The organism is Pseudomonas sp. GW456-L12 (genome assembly GCF_059424045.1).
Genome location: NZ_JBWKZA010000033.1, coordinates 40625 through 64109, shown reverse-complemented (window position 1 = coordinate 64109; position 23485 = coordinate 40625). Strand labels below are relative to the sequence as shown.

General features: G+C 62.6%; 21 protein-coding genes and 2 tRNA genes. 5 read left to right on the top strand and 18 right to left on the bottom strand.

Annotated features, from left to right (window positions below; translation table 11 throughout):
* Positions 1-2: 2 nt before the first annotated feature.
* The 5 genes from AC07Y9_RS27605 to rluD all read right to left on the bottom strand — a co-directional run bounded on the left by AC07Y9_RS27605 (position 3) and on the right by rluD (position 4856).
* Positions 3-76, bottom strand: a tRNA-Pro gene (locus tag AC07Y9_RS27605).
* 9 nt (positions 77-85) lie between these two features.
* Positions 86-161, bottom strand: a tRNA-Asn gene (locus AC07Y9_RS27600).
* A 315-nt stretch (positions 162-476) separates the two neighbouring features.
* Positions 477-3041 carry an ATP-dependent chaperone ClpB gene (clpB, locus tag AC07Y9_RS27595; RefSeq protein ID WP_102681407.1) on the bottom strand — a complete coding sequence of 855 codons (2565 nt, stop codon included), beginning with the start codon at positions 3039-3041 and terminating at the stop codon, positions 477-479.
* A 130-nt stretch (positions 3042-3171) separates the two neighbouring features.
* On the bottom strand, positions 3172-3897 hold the full coding sequence (gene pgeF / locus AC07Y9_RS27590) for a peptidoglycan editing factor PgeF (RefSeq protein ID WP_102681406.1): 726 nt from the start codon (positions 3895-3897) through the stop codon (positions 3172-3174).
* Positions 3894-4856 (bottom strand): 23S rRNA pseudouridine(1911/1915/1917) synthase RluD, encoded by a 963-nt coding sequence (gene rluD / locus AC07Y9_RS27585; protein ID WP_007924719.1) that lies wholly within the window; start codon positions 4854-4856, stop codon positions 3894-3896. Before rluD ends, pgeF begins: the two co-directional genes overlap by 4 nt.
* Before the next feature lie 151 nt (positions 4857-5007).
* Here rluD and AC07Y9_RS27580 point away from each other — a divergent pair, with 151 nt between their 5' ends.
* From AC07Y9_RS27580 to AC07Y9_RS27570, 3 genes are all read left to right on the top strand, one after another.
* A complete protein-coding gene (locus AC07Y9_RS27580; RefSeq protein ID WP_007924720.1) occupies positions 5008-6030 on the top strand; it encodes an outer membrane protein assembly factor BamD in 1023 nt (340 codons plus the stop codon).
* 134 nt (positions 6031-6164) lie between these two features.
* Positions 6165-6398 (top strand): PP0621 family protein, encoded by a 234-nt coding sequence (locus AC07Y9_RS27575; protein ID WP_053262728.1) that lies wholly within the window; start codon positions 6165-6167, stop codon positions 6396-6398.
* A 281-nt stretch (positions 6399-6679) separates the two neighbouring features.
* Positions 6680-8008: a sigma-54-dependent transcriptional regulator gene (locus tag AC07Y9_RS27570; RefSeq protein WP_102681405.1), complete on the top strand. Its 1329-nt coding sequence runs from the start codon at positions 6680-6682 to the stop codon at positions 8006-8008.
* Here the strand turns inward: AC07Y9_RS27570 and thiO are convergent.
* Genes thiO through AC07Y9_RS27535 form a run of 7 tightly spaced genes read right to left on the bottom strand, consistent with a single transcriptional unit; the run spans position 8005 to position 14750 of the window.
* Positions 8005-9105, bottom strand: coding sequence for a glycine oxidase ThiO (gene thiO, locus AC07Y9_RS27565; protein WP_102681404.1), 1101 nt, complete (start codon positions 9103-9105; stop codon positions 8005-8007). The two genes, AC07Y9_RS27570 and thiO, sit on opposite strands and share 4 nt — an antisense overlap.
* A gap of 54 nt (positions 9106-9159) precedes the next feature.
* Complete coding sequence (locus tag AC07Y9_RS27560; protein ID WP_007924724.1) at positions 9160-9561, bottom strand: type IV pilin protein; 402 nt, start codon at positions 9559-9561, stop codon at positions 9160-9162.
* Positions 9562-9574: 13 nt separating this feature from the next.
* Positions 9575-12646 (bottom strand): pilus assembly protein, encoded by a 3072-nt coding sequence (locus tag AC07Y9_RS27555; RefSeq protein ID WP_102681403.1) that lies wholly within the window; start codon positions 12644-12646, stop codon positions 9575-9577.
* On the bottom strand, positions 12633-13109 hold the full coding sequence (locus tag AC07Y9_RS27550) for a pilus assembly PilX family protein (protein WP_256581005.1): 477 nt from the start codon (positions 13107-13109) through the stop codon (positions 12633-12635). The genes AC07Y9_RS27555 and AC07Y9_RS27550 overlap by 14 nt, the downstream gene beginning before the upstream one ends.
* Before the next feature lie 11 nt (positions 13110-13120).
* On the bottom strand, positions 13121-13831 hold the full coding sequence (locus AC07Y9_RS27545; protein ID WP_102681401.1) for a PilW family protein: 711 nt from the start codon (positions 13829-13831) through the stop codon (positions 13121-13123).
* The gene (gene pilV / locus AC07Y9_RS27540) at positions 13828-14283 is read right to left on the bottom strand and encodes a type IV pilus modification protein PilV (protein WP_007924729.1); all 456 of its coding nucleotides are present in this window, start codon (positions 14281-14283) and stop codon (positions 13828-13830) included. The genes AC07Y9_RS27545 and pilV overlap by 4 nt, the downstream gene beginning before the upstream one ends.
* A complete protein-coding gene (locus tag AC07Y9_RS27535; protein WP_102681400.1) occupies positions 14280-14750 on the bottom strand; it encodes a GspH/FimT family pseudopilin in 471 nt (156 codons plus the stop codon). The genes pilV and AC07Y9_RS27535 overlap by 4 nt, the downstream gene beginning before the upstream one ends.
* 133 nt (positions 14751-14883) lie before the next feature.
* Here AC07Y9_RS27535 and AC07Y9_RS27530 point away from each other — a divergent pair, with 133 nt between their 5' ends.
* Positions 14884-15408 carry a GspH/FimT family pseudopilin gene (locus AC07Y9_RS27530; protein WP_102681399.1) on the top strand — a complete coding sequence of 175 codons (525 nt, stop codon included), beginning with the start codon at positions 14884-14886 and terminating at the stop codon, positions 15406-15408.
* Here AC07Y9_RS27530 and ispH read toward each other — a convergent pair whose 3' ends face one another.
* The 6 genes from ispH to murJ all read right to left on the bottom strand — a co-directional run bounded on the left by ispH (position 15409) and on the right by murJ (position 22903).
* Complete coding sequence (ispH, locus tag AC07Y9_RS27525; protein ID WP_085534619.1) at positions 15409-16356, bottom strand: 4-hydroxy-3-methylbut-2-enyl diphosphate reductase; 948 nt, start codon at positions 16354-16356, stop codon at positions 15409-15411.
* A 139-nt stretch (positions 16357-16495) separates the two neighbouring features.
* Entirely contained in the window at positions 16496-16933 is a 438-nt protein-coding gene (fkpB, locus tag AC07Y9_RS27520) for an FKBP-type peptidyl-prolyl cis-trans isomerase (RefSeq protein ID WP_172833189.1), read from the bottom strand.
* Positions 16934-16940: 7 nt separating this feature from the next.
* Complete coding sequence (lspA, locus tag AC07Y9_RS27515; protein WP_009045705.1) at positions 16941-17453, bottom strand: signal peptidase II; 513 nt, start codon at positions 17451-17453, stop codon at positions 16941-16943.
* Positions 17446-20277 carry an isoleucine--tRNA ligase gene (gene ileS / locus AC07Y9_RS27510; RefSeq protein WP_102681398.1) on the bottom strand — a complete coding sequence of 944 codons (2832 nt, stop codon included), beginning with the start codon at positions 20275-20277 and terminating at the stop codon, positions 17446-17448. Before ileS ends, lspA begins: the two co-directional genes overlap by 8 nt.
* Positions 20278-20290: 13 nt before the next feature.
* Positions 20291-21235 (bottom strand): bifunctional riboflavin kinase/FAD synthetase, encoded by a 945-nt coding sequence (gene ribF, locus AC07Y9_RS27505; protein WP_007924736.1) that lies wholly within the window; start codon positions 21233-21235, stop codon positions 20291-20293.
* Between the two features lie 129 nt (positions 21236-21364).
* A complete protein-coding gene (gene murJ, locus AC07Y9_RS27500; RefSeq protein ID WP_087091944.1) occupies positions 21365-22903 on the bottom strand; it encodes a murein biosynthesis integral membrane protein MurJ in 1539 nt (512 codons plus the stop codon).
* Between the two features lie 253 nt (positions 22904-23156).
* Here murJ and rpsT point away from each other — a divergent pair, with 253 nt between their 5' ends.
* Positions 23157-23435: a 30S ribosomal protein S20 gene (gene rpsT, locus AC07Y9_RS27495; protein WP_007924739.1), complete on the top strand. Its 279-nt coding sequence runs from the start codon at positions 23157-23159 to the stop codon at positions 23433-23435.
* Positions 23436-23485 lie beyond the last annotated feature (50 nt).

Here is a 23485-nt window from a genome sequence, read left to right as displayed (position 1 = left end):
GGTCGGGGTAAGGGGATTCGAACTCCTGACATCCTGCTCCCAAAGCAGGCGCGCTACCGGACTGCGCTATACCCCGGCTTGAAATTGGCTCCGTGACCAGGACTCGAACCTGGGACCCAATGATTAACAGTCATTTGCTCTACCGACTGAGCTATCACGGAACTGAACATTTCAATTTTACAACCTTTACAGCAGGCTTTTATTTCTAGAAGCCTCCTCGTCGACCTGGTCCGTATCGCTACGTTCATGTCTCTGAGGCGCGCTATTCTACAATCTTAAAAACCTCTGTCAACCCCCTAAATTGCTTTCAAGACAATGATTTGCAACTTATTTCAGTTTTTTCCTCAGGGAGGAAAAAGCCTTGGGGTGACGTACTGCGGGGCGCACTTTACAAGCCTTTGCCTTACAGTTCAACGCCCTATGCAAAAAAAGGCCTCGCAATGCGAGGCCTCCTTCACAACGACGCCCTATCGGGCTCAGGTGAAGACGATTTCGTCGTTTTCCACCTTGGCCGTCACAGTGGCCCCCGGCAGGAAACTGCCGGACAGAATCAACTGCGCCAATGGGTTCTCGATCCAGCGCTGAATCGCCCGTTTCAGCGGACGCGCGCCATAGACCGGGTCGTAACCCACGGCAATCAGTTTGTCCAAGGCCTCGCCACTCAGCTCCAGCTTAAGCTCGCGCTCGGCCAGGCGGCTGCGCAGGCGTCCCAGCTGGATCTCGGTGATGCCGGCGATCTGATCCCGGGCCAATGGCTCGAAGATCACCACTTCGTCGATCCGGTTGATGAACTCCGGACGGAAATGAGTCGACACCGCATCCATCACCGCCGCCCGCTGTGCTTCGCGATCCCCCACCAGCTCCTGGATCTGTGCCGAGCCCAGGTTGGAGGTCATGACGATCACCGTATTACGGAAGTCCACGGTACGCCCGTGGCTGTCCGTCAGGCGGCCGTCTTCCAGCACCTGCAGCAGGATGTTGAACACGTCCGGGTGGGCCTTCTCGACCTCGTCCAGCAGGATCACCGAATAAGGCTTGCGCCGCACCGCCTCGGTCAGGTAACCGCCCTCTTCGTAGCCGACGTAGCCTGGAGGCGCACCGATCAAGCGAGCCACGGAGTGTTTCTCCATGAACTCGGACATATCGATCCGTACCATCGCCTCTTCGGTATCGAAAAGGAATTCGGCCAGCGCCTTGCACAACTCGGTCTTACCCACACCGGTCGGGCCGAGGAACATGAACGAACCACTTGGCCGGTTCGGATCGGACAACCCGGCGCGAGAACGCCGCACTGCGTTGGCTACCGCCACCACGGCTTCGTTCTGGCCAATGACACGCTGGTGCAGCAGGCTTTCCATCTTCAGCAGCTTGTCACGCTCGCCTTCGAGCATCTTCGACACCGGAATACCGGTCCACTTGGACACGACTTCGGCGATTTCCTCTTCGGTCACCTTGCTGCGCAACAGCTGGTTTTCGCTTTGGCCATGCTGGTCGACCATCTGCAGGCTGCGCTCCAGGTCCGGGATCACCCCGTACTGCAACTCGGCCATGCGGTTCAGGTCGCCTTTGCGGCGCGCGGCTTCCAGCTCCTGGCGGGACTGCTCGATCTTCTGCTGAATCTGCGCCGAACCCTGCACTTCGGCTTTCTCCGAGGTCCAGACTTCTTCCAGATCGGCGTATTCGCGCTCCAGGCGGGTGATTTCCTCCTGGAGTTTCTCCAGGCGCTTGATCGCCGCTTCGTCGTCTTCTTTCTTCAGGGCCTGAGATTCGACCTTCAGTTGAATCAGGCGCCGCTCCAGACGGTCCAGCACTTCCGGCTTGGAGTCGATCTCCATGCGGATACGGCTGGCGGCTTCGTCGATCAGGTCGATCGCCTTGTCCGGCAGTTGCCGGTCGGTGATGTAGCGATGGCTGAGCTTGGCCGCGGCAATGATCGCGCCGTCGGTGATCGCCACCTTGTGGTGCACCTCGTAACGCTCTTTCAGGCCGCGCAGGATGGCGATGGTGTCTTCTTCGCTCGGCTCGTCCACCAGGACTTTCTGGAAGCGCCGCTCGAGGGCCGCGTCCTTCTCTATATATTGGCGGTACTCGTTGAGCGTGGTGGCGCCGACACAGTGCAGCTCACCCCGAGCCAAGGCTGGCTTGAGCATGTTGCCCGCATCCATCGAACCTTCGCCCTTGCCGGCGCCGACCATGGTGTGCAGTTCGTCGATGAACAGAATGATCTGCCCTTCCTGCTTGGACAGCTCGTTGAGCAGGGATTTCAGGCGCTCTTCGAACTCGCCACGGTATTTGGCGCCAGCGATCAGCGCGCCCATGTCCAGGGACAGCAGGCGCTTGCCTTTCAGGCCGTCCGGCACTTCGCCGTTGATGATGCGTTGGGCCAGGCCTTCGGCAATCGCGGTTTTACCCACGCCAGGCTCACCGATCAGCACCGGGTTGTTCTTGGTCCGGCGTTGCAGCACCTGGATGGTCCGGCGGATTTCGTCGTCACGGCCGATCACCGGGTCGAGCTTGCCGTCTTCGGCGCGCTTGGTCAGGTCGACGGTGTATTTATCCAGGGCCTGACGCGACTCCTCGACGTTGGCGTCATTCACCGCCTCGCCACCACGCAGGTTATTAATGGCGTTTTCCAGCGCTTTTTTGCTGACGCCCTGGCCCAGCAGCAACTTGCCGAGCTTGCTGTTTTCGTCCATGGCCGCCAGCAGCACCAGCTCGCTGGAGATGAACTGGTCGCCTTTCTGTTGCGCCAGGCGATCGGCCTGGTTCAGCAGGCGCGCCAGATCCTGCGACATATTCACGTCGCCGGTGGGGTTCTGGATTTTTGGCAAGTGGTCGAGCTCTTTGCTCAGTTCCTTGCGCAGGCTGTTCACGTCGAAGCCCACTTGCATCAGCAGCGGCTTGATCGAACCGCCTTGCTGTTCGAGCAGCGCCTGCATCAAGTGCGCGGGCTCGATGGCCGGATGGTCGAGGCCGACCGCCAGGGATTGAGAATCGGATAACGCCAGCTGAAGCTTGCTGGTTAATCGGTCTATACGCATTAGTCACCTTCCTTTTGAGCAGGTCGGAGCGATGGACACACCTAAATAGAGAAACCTGCCAGATACCCCTGTAGATGCGGTCGATTCTGGAAGATTCAAGCCTTGCGAGCTTGACACAGGTCAGAAGAGTCTAGCGTTCCAGCCAGATCAGGGAAGCGAAGCGCCCGGTGCGCGGGCTGCGGCGGTAGGAATAGAAACGCGGATCGCTCACGGTGCAGAAACCGCCGCCATATACGGCGGTGACGCCGCATGCCGCCAGGCGCAGGCGGGCCAGCGTATAGATATCAGCCATGAGCTTGCCGGGGTTGTGGCTCGGTACAAAGGCCTGTTCGGTCTGTGGCAAGTGCCGGACGAAAGCGTCACGCACTTCCGGTCCGACCTCGAAGGCTTGCGGACCAATGGCCGGCCCCAGCCAGACCAATACATCCTCTGGCGCGATTTTCAGGCTATCGAGCGTCGCTTCCAGCACCCCGGCCGCCAGCCCGCGCCAACCGGCATGGGCCGCCGCCACCCGAGTACCGGCGCGGTCGCAGAACAGCGCTGGCAGGCAATCGGCGGTCATGGCGCTACAGGCAATGCCGGGCGTGGCGGTCCAGCTGGCATCGGCGGTGGCGACGACGGACGGATCCGCCTCGACCACATCAATACCGTGAACCTGTTTCAGCCAGGCTGGCTTTATAGAGAAACGATCGGTCAGGCGACGGCGGTTTTCGGCCACCGCCTCTGGGTTGTCATCGACATGATCGCCCAGGTTGAGGCTGTCGAACGGCGCCAGGCTGACGCCGCCCGCACGGGTGGTGACGCAGGCTTTGACCCCGGCCAGCGCGGGCCAGTCAGGAATCAGCCAGTCACTCATCCGACGAAAGCCTCGCGATCCTGCTTGAGCAGGGTCAGCAGCCAGACGAAATCTTCCGGCAGCGGCGATTCCCAGCTCATGCGCTCGCCGGTGGTCGGATGATCCAGCTCAAGGAACCGCGCATGCAGCGCCTGACGCGGGAAGTGCTTGAGGGATTCGACCATGGTCGGGTTCGCGGCGGGCGGAATGCGGAAACGGCCACCGTAGGCCGGATCGCCGACCAACGGATAGTTGATATGGGCCATGTGCACACGGATCTGGTGGGTCCGCCCGGTTTCCAGCTTCACCCGGACATGGGTATGGGAACGGAAACGCTCCAGCACGCGGTAGTGGCTGACGGCCGGCTTGCCGCCTTCCATCACCGCCATGCGCTGGCGTTGCTGGCCATGCCGGCCAATCGGTGCATTGATCTTGCCGCCGGCGGTGACCACGCCGATCACGATGCATTCATAGATGCGGCTGACGCTGCGGCTCTGCAACTGGGCAACCAGCTGGGTCTGCGCCTGGATGGTCTTGGCCACCACCATCAGACCGGTGGTGTCCTTGTCCAGGCGATGGACGATGCCGGCGCGCGGCACGTTGATGATGTCCGGGACATGGTGCAGCAGGGCATTGAGCAACGTGCCATCGGCGTGACCGGCGGCGGGGTGGACCACCAGGCCGGCAGGCTTGTTGATCACCAGGATGTCGTCGTCTTCATAGACGATATCCAGTTCGATGTCCTGAGCGATCCATTCTCCCTGAGCTTCCTGCTCGGCGGTCAGCTCAAGAACCGCGCCGCCATGGACGATGTCTCGCGGGCGGATAACCGCTCCATCCACAGTCAGGCGGCCGTCTTTGATCCAGGCGGAAAGGCGCGAGCGCGAGTGCTCAGCGAATAATTGGGCGGCGACTTGATCGAGGCGTTGGCCGCCCAGTTCGGACGGCACCTCTGCGCGAAGTTCAATTTTATCGGACATGCTCAGACTAGGCGTCGGCACAGCCTTTGGTTTCGGCTGCGCGCTTGTGGTTAAATACGGCGTCTTTTGCCCCGAGGCTTTTCAACGGGGCGCTCATCATAACAGGACGGCCCCGCCCAAGACAGCGGCCGTCATAGGGACGCAAGCCGCCATGCAAGTGAAACACCTGCTGCTGATCGCCATCCTCGCACTGACCGCTGCTTGCTCATCGAAGGAAGTCGTTGACGAAAACCTGAGCGAGGTCGAGCTGTACCAGCAGGCGCAGACCGACCTGGACAACAACAGCTATACCAGCGCCACAGCCAAGCTCAAGGCCCTGGAGTCGCGTTATCCGTTCGGTCGCTACGCGGATCAGGCACAGCTCGAACTGATCTATGCCAACTACAAGAACGCCGAGCCGGAGGCCGCCAAGTCCGCCGCCGAGCGTTTCATCCGCCTGCACCCACAACACCCGAACGTGGACTACGCCTACTACCTCAAGGGCCTGACCTCCTTCGACCAGGACGTCGGCCTGCTGGCGCGCTTCCTGCCGCTGGACATGACCAAGCGTGACCCGGGTGCCGCGCGCGACTCCTACAACGAGTTCGCCCAGCTCACCAGCCGTTTCCCGAACAGCCGCTACGCGCCGGACGCCAAGCAGCGCATGATCTACCTGCGCAACCTGCTGGCCTCCTACGAAATCCACGTGGCCGACTACTACCTGACCCGTCAGGCCTATGTAGCCGCCGCCAACCGTGGCCGCTACGTGGTGGAAAACTTCCAGGAAACCCCGTCGGTGGCCGATGGTCTGGCGGTGATGACCGAGGCTTACCAGCGTCTGCACCTGGACGAACTGGCCGCCACCAGCCTGGAAACCCTGAAGCTCAACTACCCCGATCACCCGACTCTGGTCGACGGCCAGTTCGTGCCACGGGTCGCCGAGGCGGACAACCGCTCCTGGCTGAGCAAGGCCACCCTGGGCCTGATCGAGTCCCGTCCACCGCTGCCGCCGGGAGAAACCCGCGCCAACCAGGACGTGATGAAGCAATACCAGGACGCCAAGGATGCGATTCCGGCCGAGCTCAAGCCTAAAGACGCCAATGGCGACGCTGTCGAAGAAGAACAGCATGAAGCCGAAGGCAACAACAGCGACCGCTCGTGGTTCAGCTACATGACCTTCGGCGTGTTCGACTGACACCGCCGCGGTCACAAAAAAGGGAGACTTTCGAGTCTCCCTTTTTTTGTCCGTGGATTTCAGCGCTGATTGCACTGTGCGCCCGGCATGACCTTGGCTAAACTGCCGGTTCCTCACTCACATAGCTGGCTACCATGCTTCGTCTACTGTTCTGGATCGCCCTGATTGCCGCTGCGGTATGGCTCTGGCGCAAATTCAAGCAGCCCGCCTCCGGCACCGCTGCGCCCCGCGAACCCAGCACCACGCCCATGGTGCGTTGTGCCCACTGCGGCGTGCACCTGCCCCGCGACCGGGCGCTGAGCCTCGAGCAACAGTGGTATTGCAGCCAGACGCACCTGGAGCAAGGTCCGATCTCCCGCGATCGCTGAACCTCGACCGCAGCGGTGCATATGACGTCAAAAGCACGTTGTTTGCACCGCTGAATAATTCGCTACAAAAAAGCCACCGCCCCTCCTCACCTCGCTTCCGGCCGGCAACCCTCGGCAAATCGGGGCTATTACCCTGCGCGTCATCTTGAATCCGACCAAACGGCCCCGCACCGCCCGGCCTTGAGCGGGCCAACGACCTCAAGCCTGCCTAGACTTCACGACACGCCAGGATGGCGGGTGCTCTCGCACCTCTTTCGTTCACGGATGAAGCAGTAAGCGGCATGAGCCCACGACAAAAAGTCTTGATCGTCGATGACGATCCAGGCATTCGCGAATATCTGGAAATCAGCCTCGGCCGGATGCAACGCCATACCCGCAGCGCCCGCACCCTGGGCGAAGCGCGTCACTGGCTGGCGCGGGAAGGCTTCGACCTGTGCCTGAGCGACCTGCATTTGCCCGACGGCACGGGGCTGGAATTACTCGAGCATATCCAGTGCCGTCAGCTGCGCATGCCGCTGGCAATACTCAGCACCTGCGCCCGCCAGGAAACCGCGATCCACGCCCTGAAGGCCGGCGCCATCGACTTCCTGAGCAAACCCGTGGCCCTGGCGCGCTTGCGCGAGCTGCTGAATGGCTCCCTGCCCGGATCGACACCACCGAACCCTGCCACCGGCCCATTGCTCGGCGATTCGGCCGCCATGCACAAGCTGCGCGAACAAATCGGCAAACTGGCCCGGAGCCAGGCCTCGGTCTATATCAGCGGAGAGTCCGGAAGCGGCAAGGAACTGGTCGCCCGCGCGATCCACGATCTGGGTCCTCGAGCCAGCCACGCCTTCGTGCCGGTCAATTGCGGGGCCATCCCACCGGAACTGATGGAGAGCGAGTTTTTCGGCCATCGCAAAGGTAGCTTCAGCGGCGCTATCGAAGACAAGCCCGGCCTGTTCCAGGCGGCGCACGGCGGCACGCTGTTTCTCGATGAGGTGGCCGATCTGCCGCTGGCGATGCAGGTCAAATTGCTCCGCGCGCTGCAGGAGAAGGCGGTACGTTGCGTCGGTGGGCAGCAGGAGGTCCAGGTCGATGTGCGCATTCTCTGCGCCACTCACAAGGCGTTGCAGGCGGAAGTGCACACCGGGCACTTTCGCCAGGATCTCTACTATCGCCTGAACGTGATCGAGCTGCCGGTGCCACCGCTACGGGCGCGCAAGGTTGATATCGAACCCTTGGCCACCGCCATCCTCGAGCGCCTGGCACAGGGTAACGACCAACAACTGGCACGGCTTCAGCCAGGTGCGTTGCTGGCACTCCAGGGCTACGACTTTCCCGGTAACGTGCGCGAACTGGAGAACCTGCTCGAACGGGCGCACACCCTGTGCGAGAACCGGCGGATCGAAGCACGCGACCTGCGCCTGACGCCCAACGGCGCCCACCCGGCCATCACGCCCGGCCCGGCACAGGTGATCAACCTTGAGAAACATCTGCAAGAAGTCGAGCGCCGACTGATCCTCCAGGCCCTGGAGCACACCCGCTGGAACCGCACGGCGGCGGCCCAGCGCTTGAGTCTGTCGTTTCGTTCGATGCGCTACCGGTTGAAGAAACTCGGCCTGGATTAAATTCGCCCACTGGGCGCATAAGGCGCCGGGTCGATGATCGGCTCCCGGCCCAGCATCAGGTCGGTGAACAGCTGGCAGGACGCGGGCGCCAGGACCAAGCCATTGCGGTAATGCCCGCAGTTCAACCACAGCCCCGCCAGCCCGGGCACCGGGCCGATATAGGGAATGCCCTCGGGCGAACCTGGGCGCAACCCCGCCCAATGTCCCACTACCTCGGCCTGCGCCAGCGCCGGGATCAACTCGATGGCCGAAGCCTTCAGGCTTTCCAAGGCCGACGAGGTTGGGGTCTTGTCGAAGCCTTCGTGCTCCAGGGTACTGCCGATCAAGATGTGACCGTCGCGCCGGGGAATCGCGTAACGCCCCTTGGCCAGGACCATGCAGGAAAGAAAATCCGACGCGCACTTGTAGAGGATCATCTGGCCTTTGACCGGTTCCACCGGCAATGCCAGACCCAGACTCTTGAGCAATTCGCCGCTCCAGGCCCCTGCCGCCAGCACCACCTGATCGCCACGGATTTCGCCCAGTGAGGTCTGCACCCCGAGCACCCGCTCCCCTTCGCGGATAAACCCGCTGACTTCGCACTGCTCGTGAAGGGTCACCGCTGGCAACGCCGACAGGGCGGCCTTCAGCGATTTGACCAGGCGCGGGTTGCGCACGTTGGCCACGTCGGCCATGTAGATCGCCCGCGAAAAACCGCCACCCAGCACCGGCACCGCGTCATGGGCCACCGAGATATCCACAGCGCTCAATGGCCTCTGCTCCCGCCGGGCCCAGACCAGCGCTTCGGCCTCGTCGTCGAGGTCCAGCCAGTACAGACCGGTGGTGTGCACTTCGGGATCGACACCGGTGGTGGCGAACAGACGTTCGGCCAGCTGTGGATAAAAATCCTGCGACCAATGCGCCAGCGCGGTGACCGCCGGGCTGTAGCGCCAGGGGTACAGCGGCGAGACGATCCCGCCGCCGGCCCAGGAGGATTCCTGGCCGACATTCGAGCGTTCGAGCAGCACCACCTGCTGCCCGGCGGACGCCAGGTTGAACGCGGTCAGCAGGCCGATCACGCCACCGCCGACAATCACCACTTGCTGTTGCTTTGCCATAGTCCAGTCCAGGAAATGAAAACACCGGGCGCCGCCAGCGCCCGAAAAGGTTGTTCAGCGCCCCCAGCAATCTTTGCTGGTCACCCCGTCGGCCATATTGTTGTTGCCCATGGCACCGGTGTGGCTAAGGGTGAACTCGCCGCACTTGTCGCCGGCCATCATGCTCTCGGTTTTCGGCGTCGCGGTCAGGGTAAAGCTCTGGTCGGCCAGGACTGGCGTGATGCTGTAGTCATCGTTGCCGGCGCTGAGGCCCGGAGCGTTGCTGTAGACACCGCCCTTGGAATGAAACCGCTCGAGGCTCTGCGCCTGTTCCGACAGCAGGCCGGCAATCTGCGTGCGATGGGTTTTCTTCACGTACTCGGTGATGCTGGGCAGGCTCAGGGTGACAACGAGCCCGATGATCGCAATCACGATCATGATTTCGATCAGGGTAAAACCTTGGTTGGATCTACGCATGCCTCACTCTCACTTACTGTATTTGTCGCCACATGATGCGGCGGCTGCCACCGCCCGGTTTCTCGACCAGGGAGGCGATACCGCCGCTGGAATCGCTGACGATTTTGCGGGTAGCGCGATTAAGCACAGCGCTCAATGCAGGAATGCCGCCGGTAAAGATGACACCGCTGGAAGGCGTATCCAGACCATCGACCACTTCATCGCCATTGGTGTCGAGCACCGCGTCATCGAGCATCTTACCGCTGAATGCGTCCAGCTCGACCAATTTGCCGTTGCCGGCGCTGGAACAAGGGTCGCCCGCCTCGACAGCAGCAGTGCTGAAAACAATGCGACCCGCCACCAGCGTGGCCTGATTGATGACCCGCTCGCCACTCGACGCCTCCCCCAGCGGCAGGTACCAGCCCTGCTCGGCCGGATAACTGACGTCCGCCTGGGTGCTGGTGATATAGGAGCCCGCGCTGCCGGCAAACAGCCCGGTGATCGCTTGCGCCTGCAGGTCAGCCACGGTGATGCTGCCCGTACCAGCCGGGGCATCCCAGACCGCGTAAAAGCCCTGGGCATCCTTGCTGCGTTTGTCGGCCAGCTCGCTGAGCTTGCCGGTGCCGAACAGCACCAGCTTGCCGCCCTCGGGATGATCCACCAGCAACGGCTGCGCGGTGATCGGCTGGCTCGCGCCACCCGGAGCGCTGAACAACGGAGCACCGCCAAAGGCCGGGCCCCAGCTGTCCGGCGCCGAACCGCTCAAATCGAACTTCCACAGATGGCCCTGGAGGTCGCCGCCATAGGCCGCCTGGACCACATTCTGGCTGTCCACCCGAACCTTCACCGAGGACAGGCCGTTCTCCTGCCCATTGCCATCGACCGGGATTTTCCTGATCAGCGAGCCATCGCGAATATCCACCACATACAGGGCGGCGACCCCGGAATGGCTGCCATAGCCATTGCCGACAAAGGCCGCCCAGCGCCCGTCGGCCAAGCGTGCCACTTCCGGGCGGGCGTAGGCATAACCCAGGTCATTGAACGGGTGGCTGTTATCGGCAACCTCAGGCGCGGCGATTTCCCACAGCGCCTGAGGCGTATTGCCGGCCTGGCCATACAGCTGCACTGCGTAAAACACCTTGCCGCCGGCCCCGGTGCCCGCCAGCGCCAGGGTTGCCCAGGCCGTGCCGAGTTGGGCATCGAAGACCGCCACCGGGCCATCGGCCAAAAATCGGTGACGCTCCCCGTTGACATAGCCGGGGTCGGCGATGTGATGCAGCAGCGGCAAGGCACTGGAGGGCATATAGGCGTAGCGGCGCCGGCCATTCTCAGGGTCGATCAGCGAAAGCAGGCCATCATTGGCGTTGACCAACAGGCTCGGGGTCATGCCTTGGGCCTTGCTCGCCAGGTAGGCGCTGTAGTCGCTGTCGCCCTGCAGGTCGGCGGCGTCCTGCGCGGTCGGCGCCGCCATGACCAGCGGCGAGTTGACGATGTCCCCCAGCAGGCGGGTACGCACCTTGAGCCCAGCCCGGTTACTCCCCTGGCTCCAGGCCAGTAGATCGGCCGCGGTGGTGCCGGGCGGCAGGTTCTGGGCGAGCGCGGCCTGCTGCGCGCCGGACAATTGGTCATGGCGCAAGGCAACGGCGGTTCGGGAGGCACTGTTCCAGGTCTGGAAGATCCCCGGCGACGCATCGGCAACCAGGGTCGAGTCCGTGCTCCACAGCGGCGTACGGGTGTCGACCGCACCAGCGGGGCTGATGCCATACGCCCTGATGGTGCCGTGCCAATCGACGGGGTCATAAGACGCCTGGAAATAACTCGAACCGCTGGCCAGCCCGGCGGCCCCCGCCGTGGCGCTGCCCGCCTGGGCGGCGGAAGCTGAAACCTCGCCCAGGGCCGAGGCCAGTGCGGCGTCGAGCCCAGCCTTGTCGGTCACCGGGTAGAACTTGCCCCGGCCATAGTTCGCCGCATCCGCCAGCATGGGGTACTGCGCGTTGAGACCGATGGTGTAAGTGTTCATGTGCTGCTGCGCGAAGCCCGCCGAATCCCAGCTTTTCCCCGCGATATCCAGGCCTGCCGCGCGCATGTCGATATCCACCGCCAGCTTGGCGATGTCATCCAGATACAGGCTGCTGCCCTCCTCGTTGCCGCCAGGATCAATGCCGTCATTGGGCACCCCATCCCAATCTGGCAGGCTGCTCGCCCCCTGGGGTTCACGGGAGGGAAAACTGTGGTCGTAACTGGGCAGGCCATCGGTCACCACCAGGCCGTAATTGCGCTGGCAGCGATACTGGATCGGGCTGCCATAGGTAGAGGGCGTGCGGTTGTAGTAAGGCGTCAGCCCCCGAAAATAACGGCTGATCTCGTAATAGGTTTCCGCCAGCGGCGCCTCGGCCGAGGCCCTGAGCCCGCCGATGGCGGACAGCAATACCCGGTAATTGTCGTCAGCCTGAGCCCGGCTGACCTGATCGCCGACCGGTGCCAGATCGCTGATGGCGCGCACGATACGCCCACCCGGCGCCAGATCGCCGCCCGCTGGCGGGTTGAAGCTCGCCAGGCCAATGCGCAGCGCGCGGTTGTCAGCCACCAGCTTGCTGGCGGCCTCACGCACCAGGGTCATCCGGTCCTGAGCGGGAATCGAGCCATCGGTGAAATCCCGGTCGCGACCATCGGCCAGGGCCAGCAGGTAAGCCAAATAGGCAGCCGAATAACGGGTGCGGCCGTTCCCCGCGGGATCAGGCAGCTTGAGGCACTGTGGCCGGGCATGGTCGCGGTAGAAACCGACATAACCGCTGGCGCAGTCCGCCTGGCTCAGCGTTGAGAGAGTAAGCGAATCCGCGCTCGGACTGGCTCCGGCCAGGCATTCGCCCGCCTGCATCCGGCACGGCCTGACCGGCGCCCGCGCCAGCCCGGGATCGAAGCCCGGGGCATAGACGACGCTGTTCATGCTCTGCGAATCGTCGAGCAGCAGCATCACATTCGGTGCCACCGCCGCCGCGTTCGCCAAAGGTGCCTGCGCCGGGCTGAAGCCATAGGCCGGAGCACTCAGATAGAGGCCCAGCAAAGCACCAGCCAGCAATCCCCCAGGCCTTTCAATACTTGGCATAAATGCTCTCCAGCACGCTGCGCGAGTGGCCGGCCAGCCCGACAGCGGTCACCCGGTACAGGGTCGCGGAAACGTTGCTCGGCACATGGACTGCCCCCAGCGTCGTACCGAGGTTCTGCACAGCGTAAAAACCGTTATCGGTGGCGATCCAGGTCACGCCCGAATGGCTGTTGTGGCCCGCGGCACCGACAGCCGCGGACTCGCCGGGCGGCGCGCACTGGCCGCCGCTACAGGCCGCCAATACATAACTGTCCTGCTGCACCGCGCTCTCACCGATGCGCAGCGCCATCTCCGCCGCCTGGAACGACTGATTGCGCAGCCACAGGCCGCCGGCCATCTTTTCCTGCAAGGTCGCGCTCTGCATCGACGAAATGCCGATCAAGGTCAGCAGCAACAGGAACACCAGGCTCATCAACAGCGCCATGCCGCGCTGCGCCCCGGGAGCCGTTCGATACGAAGTCATCGGCAACTCCCTCACAACAGGCGATTGCGCAAGGCGGCCACCACATTGAACGTCTGCGGCCGCACTCGCGCCTGGGGATCGCTCAGGGTCAGGCTCAAGCGCACGCTGCGGATCCGTGCCGGGTCTGCGGGATCACGGCTATAGCTGGAGGCCGCGACATCCGTGGCGGTGCTGGCGATGCCGAACGACACGTCGAACGCGCTGACATTGTTCACCAGCACCGCCTGGCCGGAGCCAGTGCCGGTGCCCATCAGCAGTTGATCGTCCTTCAAGCTGTACACCAGGCGCCGCACCGCAAACGCCTGCTGCCCCGAGGGGGCCTTGCGGGCGCCGGTGTAGGCGGTGGCGCTATTGCGGCAATCGCTCAGCACGGTCCAGGTCGGGGCGCCACCGCTGTCGCCGATATCGGCCGTGACCAGCGTCAGCCGGTGGTTGGCGTTGTCCCAGCGGATCGGCGTTTGCGCATGGCCGGCGAAGTCCGCGGCAATGCTGGCATCGGCGATGCTCTGCAGGCAGCCGAACATGCCGGCCATGCGTATCTCCTGGATCATCTTGCTCAGCACGAAGCGCGCATCCTCTTGCAGGCTGGCCGAAGCGTTCTGGCTGACATAGGTGTTTTTGGCCGAGATGAAAATCTGCGTCACACCCAAGGCCACGATCAGGCTCAACGCCAGCGCCACCAGCATTTCGATCAGACCGAAACCGCTGTTCCCGCGTCTCATGGCTTGCTCCCCGGATCCACCGCCACCCGGCTGCTCAGGACAAAACTGCGGGAGCCTTCAGCAGGCTGGGCAGAAACATGGGCGGCACGGGCGTCGTCCCAGGTGATGCTGATGGTGAACACGCCCTGCTTGAGGCTGATATGGCCCTCGGCGGTCGGCCCGCCGAAACTCTCGACATTGCGCTGGAAGTCATAGAGGTCCTGGTCCCGAACCACACCGAAATTGCCGGCCTCGGGAGCTGCCACGGTGTAGTCCGCGGCGCTGTTGGCGCGGATGCGATCGAGCATGTCATAGGCGATGAAGCTGGCCTGGCTGGTCATCAATGCACTGTCGGTGTAGCGCAGGGCATTGAGCTGGACCGCCGCCGCACCGAGCAGGCCGACGCCGAGAATCAGCACCGCCACCAGCACCTCGATCAGCGTCATTCCGGCCTGCACGCTCCTGCCCGTCATTTGCACTCCCCGTTTACCGCTATCCGTCCGTTCAGGCACAGCGTGATCGTCCTGTGTTGCTCGCCCAGCACATAAGTCATGACCGGCGGGACCGCTGCCGATACACCGCCCAACGCGTTGAAGCCAATGCTGTCGAATTCAGAGGTTAGCGTCAGCCGGGCGCCGCGACTGACCGCGGGAACAACCCGCAATACATTCGTCGCCGGTCCGTCGCCTTGATAAATCGACAGCCCCCGGCTCCAGTCCGAATCGACCGCGGCCGGGCGCAGGTGAACCGGCAAGCCGCTGTCGATCGCCTCCAGACGCGCGTAATTCAAGCTGCGCAGCAGTTCGCTGATGTCGCTGTCGGCCTTGGAGCGCTGCGCCATCTGACTGAACGCGGGAGCCACCAGGGTCAACAAAACCGCCGAAACTGCCAGGGCCACCAGCAATTCGATCAGCGTGAAACCTTCTGTACGGTGACGCATGCCATCCCCTTGAGCGGCCAGCGGCTATAACTGGCTCTGGCACTTCGAACCTTCATAGACCGAGGGTTTGAGGTTTTGCTCAATGGCCGGGCAAGGATTGTCCGGACCTGGCGCACTCCATGGAGGGAGAACCATGTCGCAGAAGGGTTTCGGCCTGATCGAAATAATCGTGGGCCTGGCGCTTGCCAGCCTGCTGATGCTGTTCGCCACCACCTCATTCGGGGAGTTGTTCCAGTCGACACGCCGGCTGGATGCCGCACAGATGCTTGCCAGCAGCATTCGCAATGCCCGCACCGAAGCCATCCTGCGTCAGCAGCGAACCGTGATTCACGGGTTGAACGATGACTGGAGCCAAGGCTGGCGGATCATTCTGGATATCAGCGGCGAGGGCTCGCAGGACAGCGATAACCCGGTATTGCTTGAACGCCGGGGGGACGCCCGGGTGGCGATTGTCGGCAATCGCCCGGTGGAGCATTTCGTGCGCTTCAGTGGCCTGGGCGATCCGCAGTTGCCCAGCGGCGCCTTTCAGGCCGGGACGCTGCACATCTGCGCGGCCGATCCGGGAACGAGCCAGCACCAGGTGGTGCTTTCCCGCAGTGGGCGGGTCAGCCTGCGCAGCGACAAGGCCACGCAGGCGTTATGCGACAGGCGGGGCTGATCAGAGCAGGGAGCGAACGCGCAGCTCTTTGGGCATGGAGAAAGTGATGTTTTCTTCGCGGCCGGCCAGTTCGTCGGCGCCGGTGGCGCCCCAGGCGTGCAGCTGCTCGATCACGCCCCGTACCAGCACCTCGGGAGCCGAAGCCCCGGCGGTGATGCCGATGCGCTCGACGCCGTCGAACCAGCTGCGTTGCATGTCCTCGGCGCCGTCGATCAGGTACGCCGGGGTGGCCATGCGCTCGGCCAGCTCACGCAGGCGGTTGGAGTTGGAGCTGTTCGGGCTGCCCACCACCAGTACCACATCGCACTCGTCGGCCAGTTGCTTGACCGCGTCCTGACGGTTCTGCGTGGCGTAGCAGATGTCGTCCTTGCGCGGCCCGCCAATCGCTGGGAAACGCTGGCGCAAGGCATCGATGACCCGGCTGGTGTCGTCCATCGACAAGGTGGTCTGGGTAACGAACGCCAGCTTTTCAGGATTGCGCACCTGCAGCTCGGCGACGTCTTGCTCGTCCTCCACCAGGTAGATCGAGCCTCCATTGCTGGCGTCGTACTGGCCCATGGTGCCTTCGACTTCCGGGTGGCCGGCATGGCCGATCAGGATGCATTCGCGGCCGTCGCGGCTATAGCGCGCCACTTCGATATGCACCTTGGTCACCAGCGGGCAGGTCGCATCGAAGACTTTCAGGCCACGGCCCGCCGCTTCGCTGCGCACGGCCTGGGAAACGCCGTGGGCGCTGAAGATCACGATGACGTCATCCGGCACCTGGTCCAGCTCTTCGACAAAGATCGCGCCGCGAGCGCGCAGGTCTTCGACGACAAATTTGTTGTGCACCACTTCATGACGCACGTAGATCGGCGGCCCGAAGACCTCCAGGGCGCGATTGACGATTTCGATCGCGCGGTCCACGCCAGCGCAGAAGCCACGGGGGTTGGCGAGTTTGATTTGCATGCTGTGCCTCGTGTCTTGCCCTGTAGGAGCGAGCTTGCTCGCGAAGAACTCAAAGACGCCGCGCTCATCCTGAATGCCAGCGTTATCGTTGAAGAACTTCGCGAGCAAGCTCGCTCCTACAGCAGGCTGGTTTCGTTAGTTACAGCGCTTTAACGTCGATGATCTCGACATCAAAGGTCAAGGTTTTACCGGCCAACGGATGGTTGAAATCAACCGTCACCTGGGCGTCATCAAAAGCTTTGACCACGCCTGGCAGCTCGGTATTCGCCGCATCGTTGAAGATCACCAGCAGGCCTTCGGACAGCTCCATATCCTGGAACTGCGAACGCGGGATGATCTGCACGTTTTGCGGGTTCGGCTGGCCAAAGGCGTTTTCCGGCTCGATGGTCAGGTTACGCTTGTCACCCGCCTTGAAGCCGAACAGGGCCGCTTCAAAACCTGGCAACAGGTTGCCGTCACCGACCTTGAAGGTCGCCGGGGCCTTGTCGAAGGTGCTGTCCACCGTGTCGCCGTTCTCCAGGCGCAATGCGAAATGCAAAGTGACTTCCGTGTTCTGGCCGATGCGTTGTTCAGCCAATACCTGTTCAGTCATGAACGGCTTCTCCGGTTTTCTTGCTTTTGAACATATCCAGCGCAAGCATCACCGCACCTACGCTGATGGCGCTGTCGGCAAAGTTGAACGCCGGGAAATACCAGCGGTTCTGCCAATGCACCAGGATGAAATCGATCACATGGCCCAGGGCGATGCGGTCATACAGGTTGCCCAGCGCGCCGCCCAGCACCAGTGCCAGGGCGACCGCCAGCCAGGTTTCGTTGCGCCCCAGGCGCTTGAGCCAGACCACCAGCACCGCGCTGACCACCACCGCGATCAGGGCGAACAACCAGCGCTGCCAGCCCGAGCTGTCCGCCAGGAAGCTGAATGCCGCGCCGGTGTTGTAGGCCAGGGTCCAGCTGAAGTAATCCGGGATCACCACGATCTGCTGGTACATCGACAGCGAGCTTTCGAAGTGCAGCTTGCTGGCCTGGTCGATGACCAGGACCAGCACGCTCAACCACAGCCAGCCCAGACGGCCGAAACGGCCCGTGGCATTAGGCATAGTGACGAACCTCGCCTGCGCCGCTGATGTTGTCGACGCAGCGACCGCAGATTTCCGGGTGCTCGGGGTGCACGCCGACATCTTCACGGCAGTGCCAGCAACGGGCGCACTTGGCGAAGCTCGACTTGACCACTTTCAGCTTGAGGCCGGCGACTTCGGTTTCCACCGCATCCGCCGGTGCCTGCGCGAAAGGCGCGACGCTGGCGGTGGAGGTGATCAGCACGAAGCGCAGTTCGTTGCTCAGCTTGGCCAGGTCGGCGCTCAGCGCTTCCTCGGCGTACAGGGTCACTTCGGCTTGCAGGTTGCCACCGACGGCCTTGGCCGCGCGCTGGATTTCCATTTCCTTGTTGACCGCGACCTTGACCGCCATGATCCGCTCCCAGTAGGCACGGTCCAGCTCGAAGCCTTCCGGCAGCTCGCTGAGGCCCTGGTACCAGGTGTTGAGCATGACCGACTCGTTGCGCTCGCCCGGCAGGTACTGCCACAGCTCGTCGGCGGTGAAGGCGAGGATCGGCGCGATCCAGCGCACCAGCGCTTCGGAGATGTGGAACAGCGCGGTCTGGCACGAACGACGGGCCTTGCTGTCGGCGCCAGTGGTGTACTGGCGGTCCTTGATGATGTCCAGGTAGAAACCGCCCAGCTCCTGCACACAGAAGTTGTGCACCTTGGAGTAGACGTTCCAGAAGCGGTACTCGCCGTAGTGCAGTTCCAGCTCGCGCTGCAGCAGCAGGGTGCGGTCCACGGCCCAACGGTCCAGGGCGAGCATTTCTTCGGCCGGCAGGATATCGGTGGCCGGGTTGAAGCCGCTCAGGTTGGAAAGCAGGAAGCGCGCGGTGTTGCGGATACGCCGGTAGGCGTCGGCGCTGCGCTGCAGGATCTGGTCGGAAACCGCCATTTCACCGGAGTAGTCGGTGGCCGAGACCCACAGGCGCATGATGTCGGCGCCCAGGGTGTCGTTGACCTTCTGCGGCGCGATCACGTTGCCCAGGGACTTGGACATCTTGCGACCGTTCTCGTCGACGGTGAAACCGTGGGTCAGCAGTTCGCGATACGGCGCATTGCCATCGATCGCGCAGCCAGTCAGCAGGGACGAGTGGAACCAGCCGCGGTGCTGGTCGGAACCTTCCAGGTACAGGTCGGCACGCGGGCCGCTGGCGTGGCCCATCGGGTGCGAGCCGCGCAGCACGTGCCAGTGAGTGGTACCGGAGTCGAACCAGACGTCCAGGGTGTCGCTGATCTTGTCGTATTGCGAGGCTTCGTCGCCCAGCAACTCGGCCGCGTCCATCTTGAACCAGGCTTCGATGCCTTCGTGCTCGACACGCTTGGCAACGATTTCCATCAGCTCGACGGTGCGTGGGTGCAGATCGCCGCTTTCCTTGTGCAGGAAGAACGGGATCGGCACGCCCCAGTTGCGCTGACGGGAGATACACCAGTCCGGACGGTTGGCGATCATCGAATGCAGGCGCGCCTGGCCCCAGGCCGGCACGAACTGAGTCTCTTCGATGGCCTGCAACGCACGCTGGCGCAGGGTGTTACCGCTGGTTGGCTGCTTGTCCATGCCGACGAACCACTGCGCGGTGGCGCGGTAGATCAGCGGGGTCTTGTGGCGCCAGCAATGCATGTAGCTGTGGCTGATGGTTTCGGTGTGCAGCAGCGCACCGACTTCAGTCAGCTTGTCGACGATGGCCGGGTTGGCCTTCCAGATGAACTGGCCGCCGAAGAACTCCAGCGAGGTGGCGTACACGCCATTGCTCTGCACTGGGTTGAGGATGTCGTCGTTGACCATGCCGTAACGCTTGCAGGTCACGAAGTCGTCTTCGCCGTAGGCTGGCGAGGAGTGAACCACGCCGGTACCAGCGCCCAGCTCGACGTACTCAGCCAGGTACACCGGCGACAGACGATCGTAGAACGGGTGACGGAAGTTGATCAGCTCCAGCGCCGAACCCGGGGCGGTGGCGATGACCGAGCCTTCCAGGTTGTAGCGAGCCAGGCAGGACTCCACCAGCTCCTCGGCCAGCACCAGCAGCTTGTCGCCAGCGTCGACCAGGGCGTAGTTGAACTCAGGGTGAACGTTCAACGCCTGGTTGGCCGGGATGGTCCATGGAGTGGTGGTCCAGATCACGATCGAAGCCGGCTTGCTCAGCTTGGCCAGGCCAAAGGCAGCGGCCAGCTTGTCTTCGTCGGCGATCGGGAAGGCCACGTCGATGGTCGAGGACTTCTTGTCCTGGTACTCGACTTCCGCTTCAGCCAGGGCCGAGCCGCAGTCGAAGCACCAGTTCACTGGCTTGAGGCCCTTGAACACGAAACCGCCCTTGACCATTTCCGCCAGGGCGCGGATTTCCCCGGCCTCGTTGGCGAAGTCCATGGTCTTGTACGGGTTGGCCCAGTCGCCCAGCACGCCGAGGCGGATGAACTCGGCTTTCTGGCCTTCGATCTGCTCGGTGGCGTAGGCACGGCACAGCTCACGGGTCTTGTCCGAGGACAGGTTCTTGCCGTGGGTGACCTCGACCTTGTGCTCGATCGGCAGACCGTGGCAGTCCCAACCCGGAACATAAGGCGCGTCGAAGCCCGCCAGGGTCTTCGAGCGGATGATCATGTCCTTGAGAATCTTGTTGACCGCATGACCGATGTGAATCGAGCCGTTGGCGTAGGGCGGACCGTCATGAAGTACGAACTTCGGACGATCCTTGCCAATTTCGCGCAACTTACCGTACAGGCCAATGCTGTCCCAGCGCTGCAGAATCTGCGGTTCGCGCTGAGGCAGGCCGGCCTTCATTGGGAAGGCGGTGTCCGGAAGGTTTAGCGTGGCTTTATAGTCGGTCATTTAAGGCTCTTCATTAGCGATTGGCGCTATGGATACGTGCAACTTCGGCACGGGCGGCGGCGACATCCGCGTTGATCGCCGTCTTCAGCGCCTCCAGAGAGGCGAAACGCTGCTCTTCACGCAGCTTGTGGTGGAAAACCACCGTCAAACGCCGGTCATACAGATCGCCGGCAAAATCTAAAAGATGGACTTCCAGGTGGGCCTTGCCATCACCTGCTACCGTCGGCCGCACGCCGATATTGGCGACGCCCGGCCAGGTTTTGCCGTCGATATCGACATCGACCAGGTACACCCCGGACAACGGTACGCGACGGCGCTTGAGCTGCACATTGATGGTTGGCGTACCCAACTGGCGCGCCAGCTTCTGCCCGTGCAGGACCCGCCCGGCGATGCGGAACGGGCGACCGAGCAGACGCTCGGCCAATACGAAATCGGCAGCCGCCAGTGCATTGCGGACCTGGGTGCTGCTGACGCGCAGGCCATCCAGTTCGACGGTCTGCGCGGCCTCGACGGTAAACCCGTGGGTGATACCGGCCTTTTGCAGGAAATCGAAGTCACCGACCCGGTCGCAGCCAAAACGAAAGTCATCGCCGACTTCCAGATGCTGTACACCCAGGCCGTCGACCAGGATGGTCTCGACGAACTCACTGGCGCTGAGCTTGCTCAAGCGCTGGTTGAACGCCAGGCACAGGACCCGGTCGACGCCCTCCTCGGCCAGCAGCTGCAGCTTGTCGCGCAAGCGTGCCAGGCGGGCCGGGGCGGTATCCGGAGCGAAGAACTCGCGCGGCTGCGGCTCGAATATCACCACGCAGCTGGGCACGCCCAACTCAAGCGCACGCTCGCGCAGCCGGCCCAGGATAGCCTGGTGGCCACGGTGAACACCGTCGAAGTTGCCAATAGTGGCGACACAGCCCCGATGCTGGGGGCGCAGGTTGTGGAGGCCTCGGACCAGCTGCATAACGCGCTTCTTGCTCATAAAGTGGTCGATTATAACCACACCCGACGGCCGGTGACAGGCAACAGCACGCGCCAAAGTGATCGAACCGACAAAACCACTGCCTCGCCGGCGTCCAAGTGCCTCAGGACCTCAGTGCAACGCCTTGCGATTGAAGTCGCGCAGACGGAAGCCGAACAACGCCAGCATGCCGAAATAGGCCACCACGCCCGCCACCACCAGCACACCCAGACGCAGGAAGCGTGCGAGCATATTCCCCTGATCCCAGGCCGGCATGAACTGCATCAGCCCCAGCAACACCGCCGACATCACGCTCACCGCGACGATCAGCTTGAGGGCAAACTTGCCCCAGCCAGGTTGCGGCAGGAACATCTGCTGCTTGCGCAGCTGATAGAACAGCAAACCCGCGTTGATACAGGCCCCGGCGCTGATCGCCAGCGCCAGGCCCGCATGTTTCAGCGGGCCGATGAACGCCAGGTTCAGCAGTTGCGTGACGATCAGCGTGAAAATCGCGATTTTCACCGGGGTACGGATGTTTTGCTGGGCATAGAAACCCGGTGCCAGCACCTTGATCACAATGATCGCGAGCAACCCGACCGAATACGCGACCAGCGCACGCTGGGTCATCGAGGCATCGAAAGCGCTGAACTGGCCGTACTGGAACAGCGACACCGTCAATGGCTCCGCCAGAATCCCCAGGGCCAGCGCGCAAGGCAGCACCAGCATGAAGCACAGGCGCAGGCCCCAATCGAGAATCCGCGAATATTCATGCCGGTCCTTGTTGGCGTAAGTCTTGGCCAGCGTCGGCAGCAGGATCGTGCCCAGCGCCACCCCCAGAACCCCTGAAGGCAGTTCCATCAGGCGATCGGCGTAATACATCCAGGACACCGAGCCGGCCACCAGGAACGAGGCGAAGATGGTGTTGATGATCAGCGAGATCTGGCTCACCGAGACCCCGAGAATGGCCGGCAGCATCTGCTTCAGCACCCGCCAGACCCCGGTGTCGCGCAGGTTCAGGCGCGGTAGCACGAGCATGCCGATCTTTTTCAGGTGCGGCAGCTGATACAGCAGCTGCGCCAGGCCACCCGCCAGAACCGCCCAGCCCAGGGCCATGACCGGCGGATCGAAATAAGGCGTCAGGAATACCGAGAAGACGATCATGGCGACGTTCAGCAACGTCGGCACGAACGCCGGGACCGAAAAGCGGTTCCAGGTATTGAGGATCGCCCCCGCCAGGGAGGACAACGAGATCAGCAATATATAAGGAAAGGTCACGCGCAACAGATCGGTGGTCAGCGTGAATTTTTCCGGGGTGTCGACAAAACCTGGCGCCGTCGCCCAGATCACCCAGGGCGCGGCGATGATCCCCAGCGCCGTCACCAGCGCCAGCACCAGGGTCAGCAGGCCGGACACATAGGCAATAAAGGTCCGGGTCGCCTCCTCACCCTGCTGGCTTTTGTATTCCGCCAGGATCGGCACAAAGGCCTGGGAAAAAGCCCCCTCGGCAAAGATGCGACGCAGCAGGTTGGGCAGCTTGAAGGCGATGAAAAAGGCGTCCGTCGCCATGCCGGCGCCGAATGTGCGCGCAATGATGGTATCGCGCACGAACCCCAGAACCCGGGAAAGCATGGTGATAGAGCTGACAGCGGCCAACGACTTGAGCAGGTTCATGGAAAGGTTTTTTGCCTGTAGATAAACAGCAGGCGAACAATGCGCCCACTTGTGCGATACTCCGCGCCGCAACAGCACAGAGCCAAAGCTCGCGAGTTTACAGGTCAAGCGCCGGAAATAAATATCCCGCCTCTTCAGATCCAACCACTCAGCGGAACGCATCACCTGCCCTTGACAAGCCTTCAACTCATCGGCATGATTCGCGGCCTATTTTGTTTGCTATTTCCCAAAAAGTCTTTCGAGGAGCTCGACGGTGGCCAACTCACCTTCCGCCAAAAAACGTGCAAAACAGGCTGAGAAGCGTCGCAGCCACAACGCCAGCCTGCGTTCCATGGTTCGTACCTACATCAAGAATGTAGTTAAAGCCATCGACGCAAAAGACGCTGAAAAAGCGCAAGCTGCTTATGTTCTGGCCGTGCCAGTTATCGACCGCATGGCCGATAAAGGCATCATCCACAAGAACAAAGCTGCTCGCCATAAAGGTCGTCTGAATGGCCACATCAAGGCTCTGAACCTTGCTGCTGCAGCCTAAGCGACACGCTTGTTAAAAAACCGACCTCAGGGTCGGTTTTTTATTGCCTG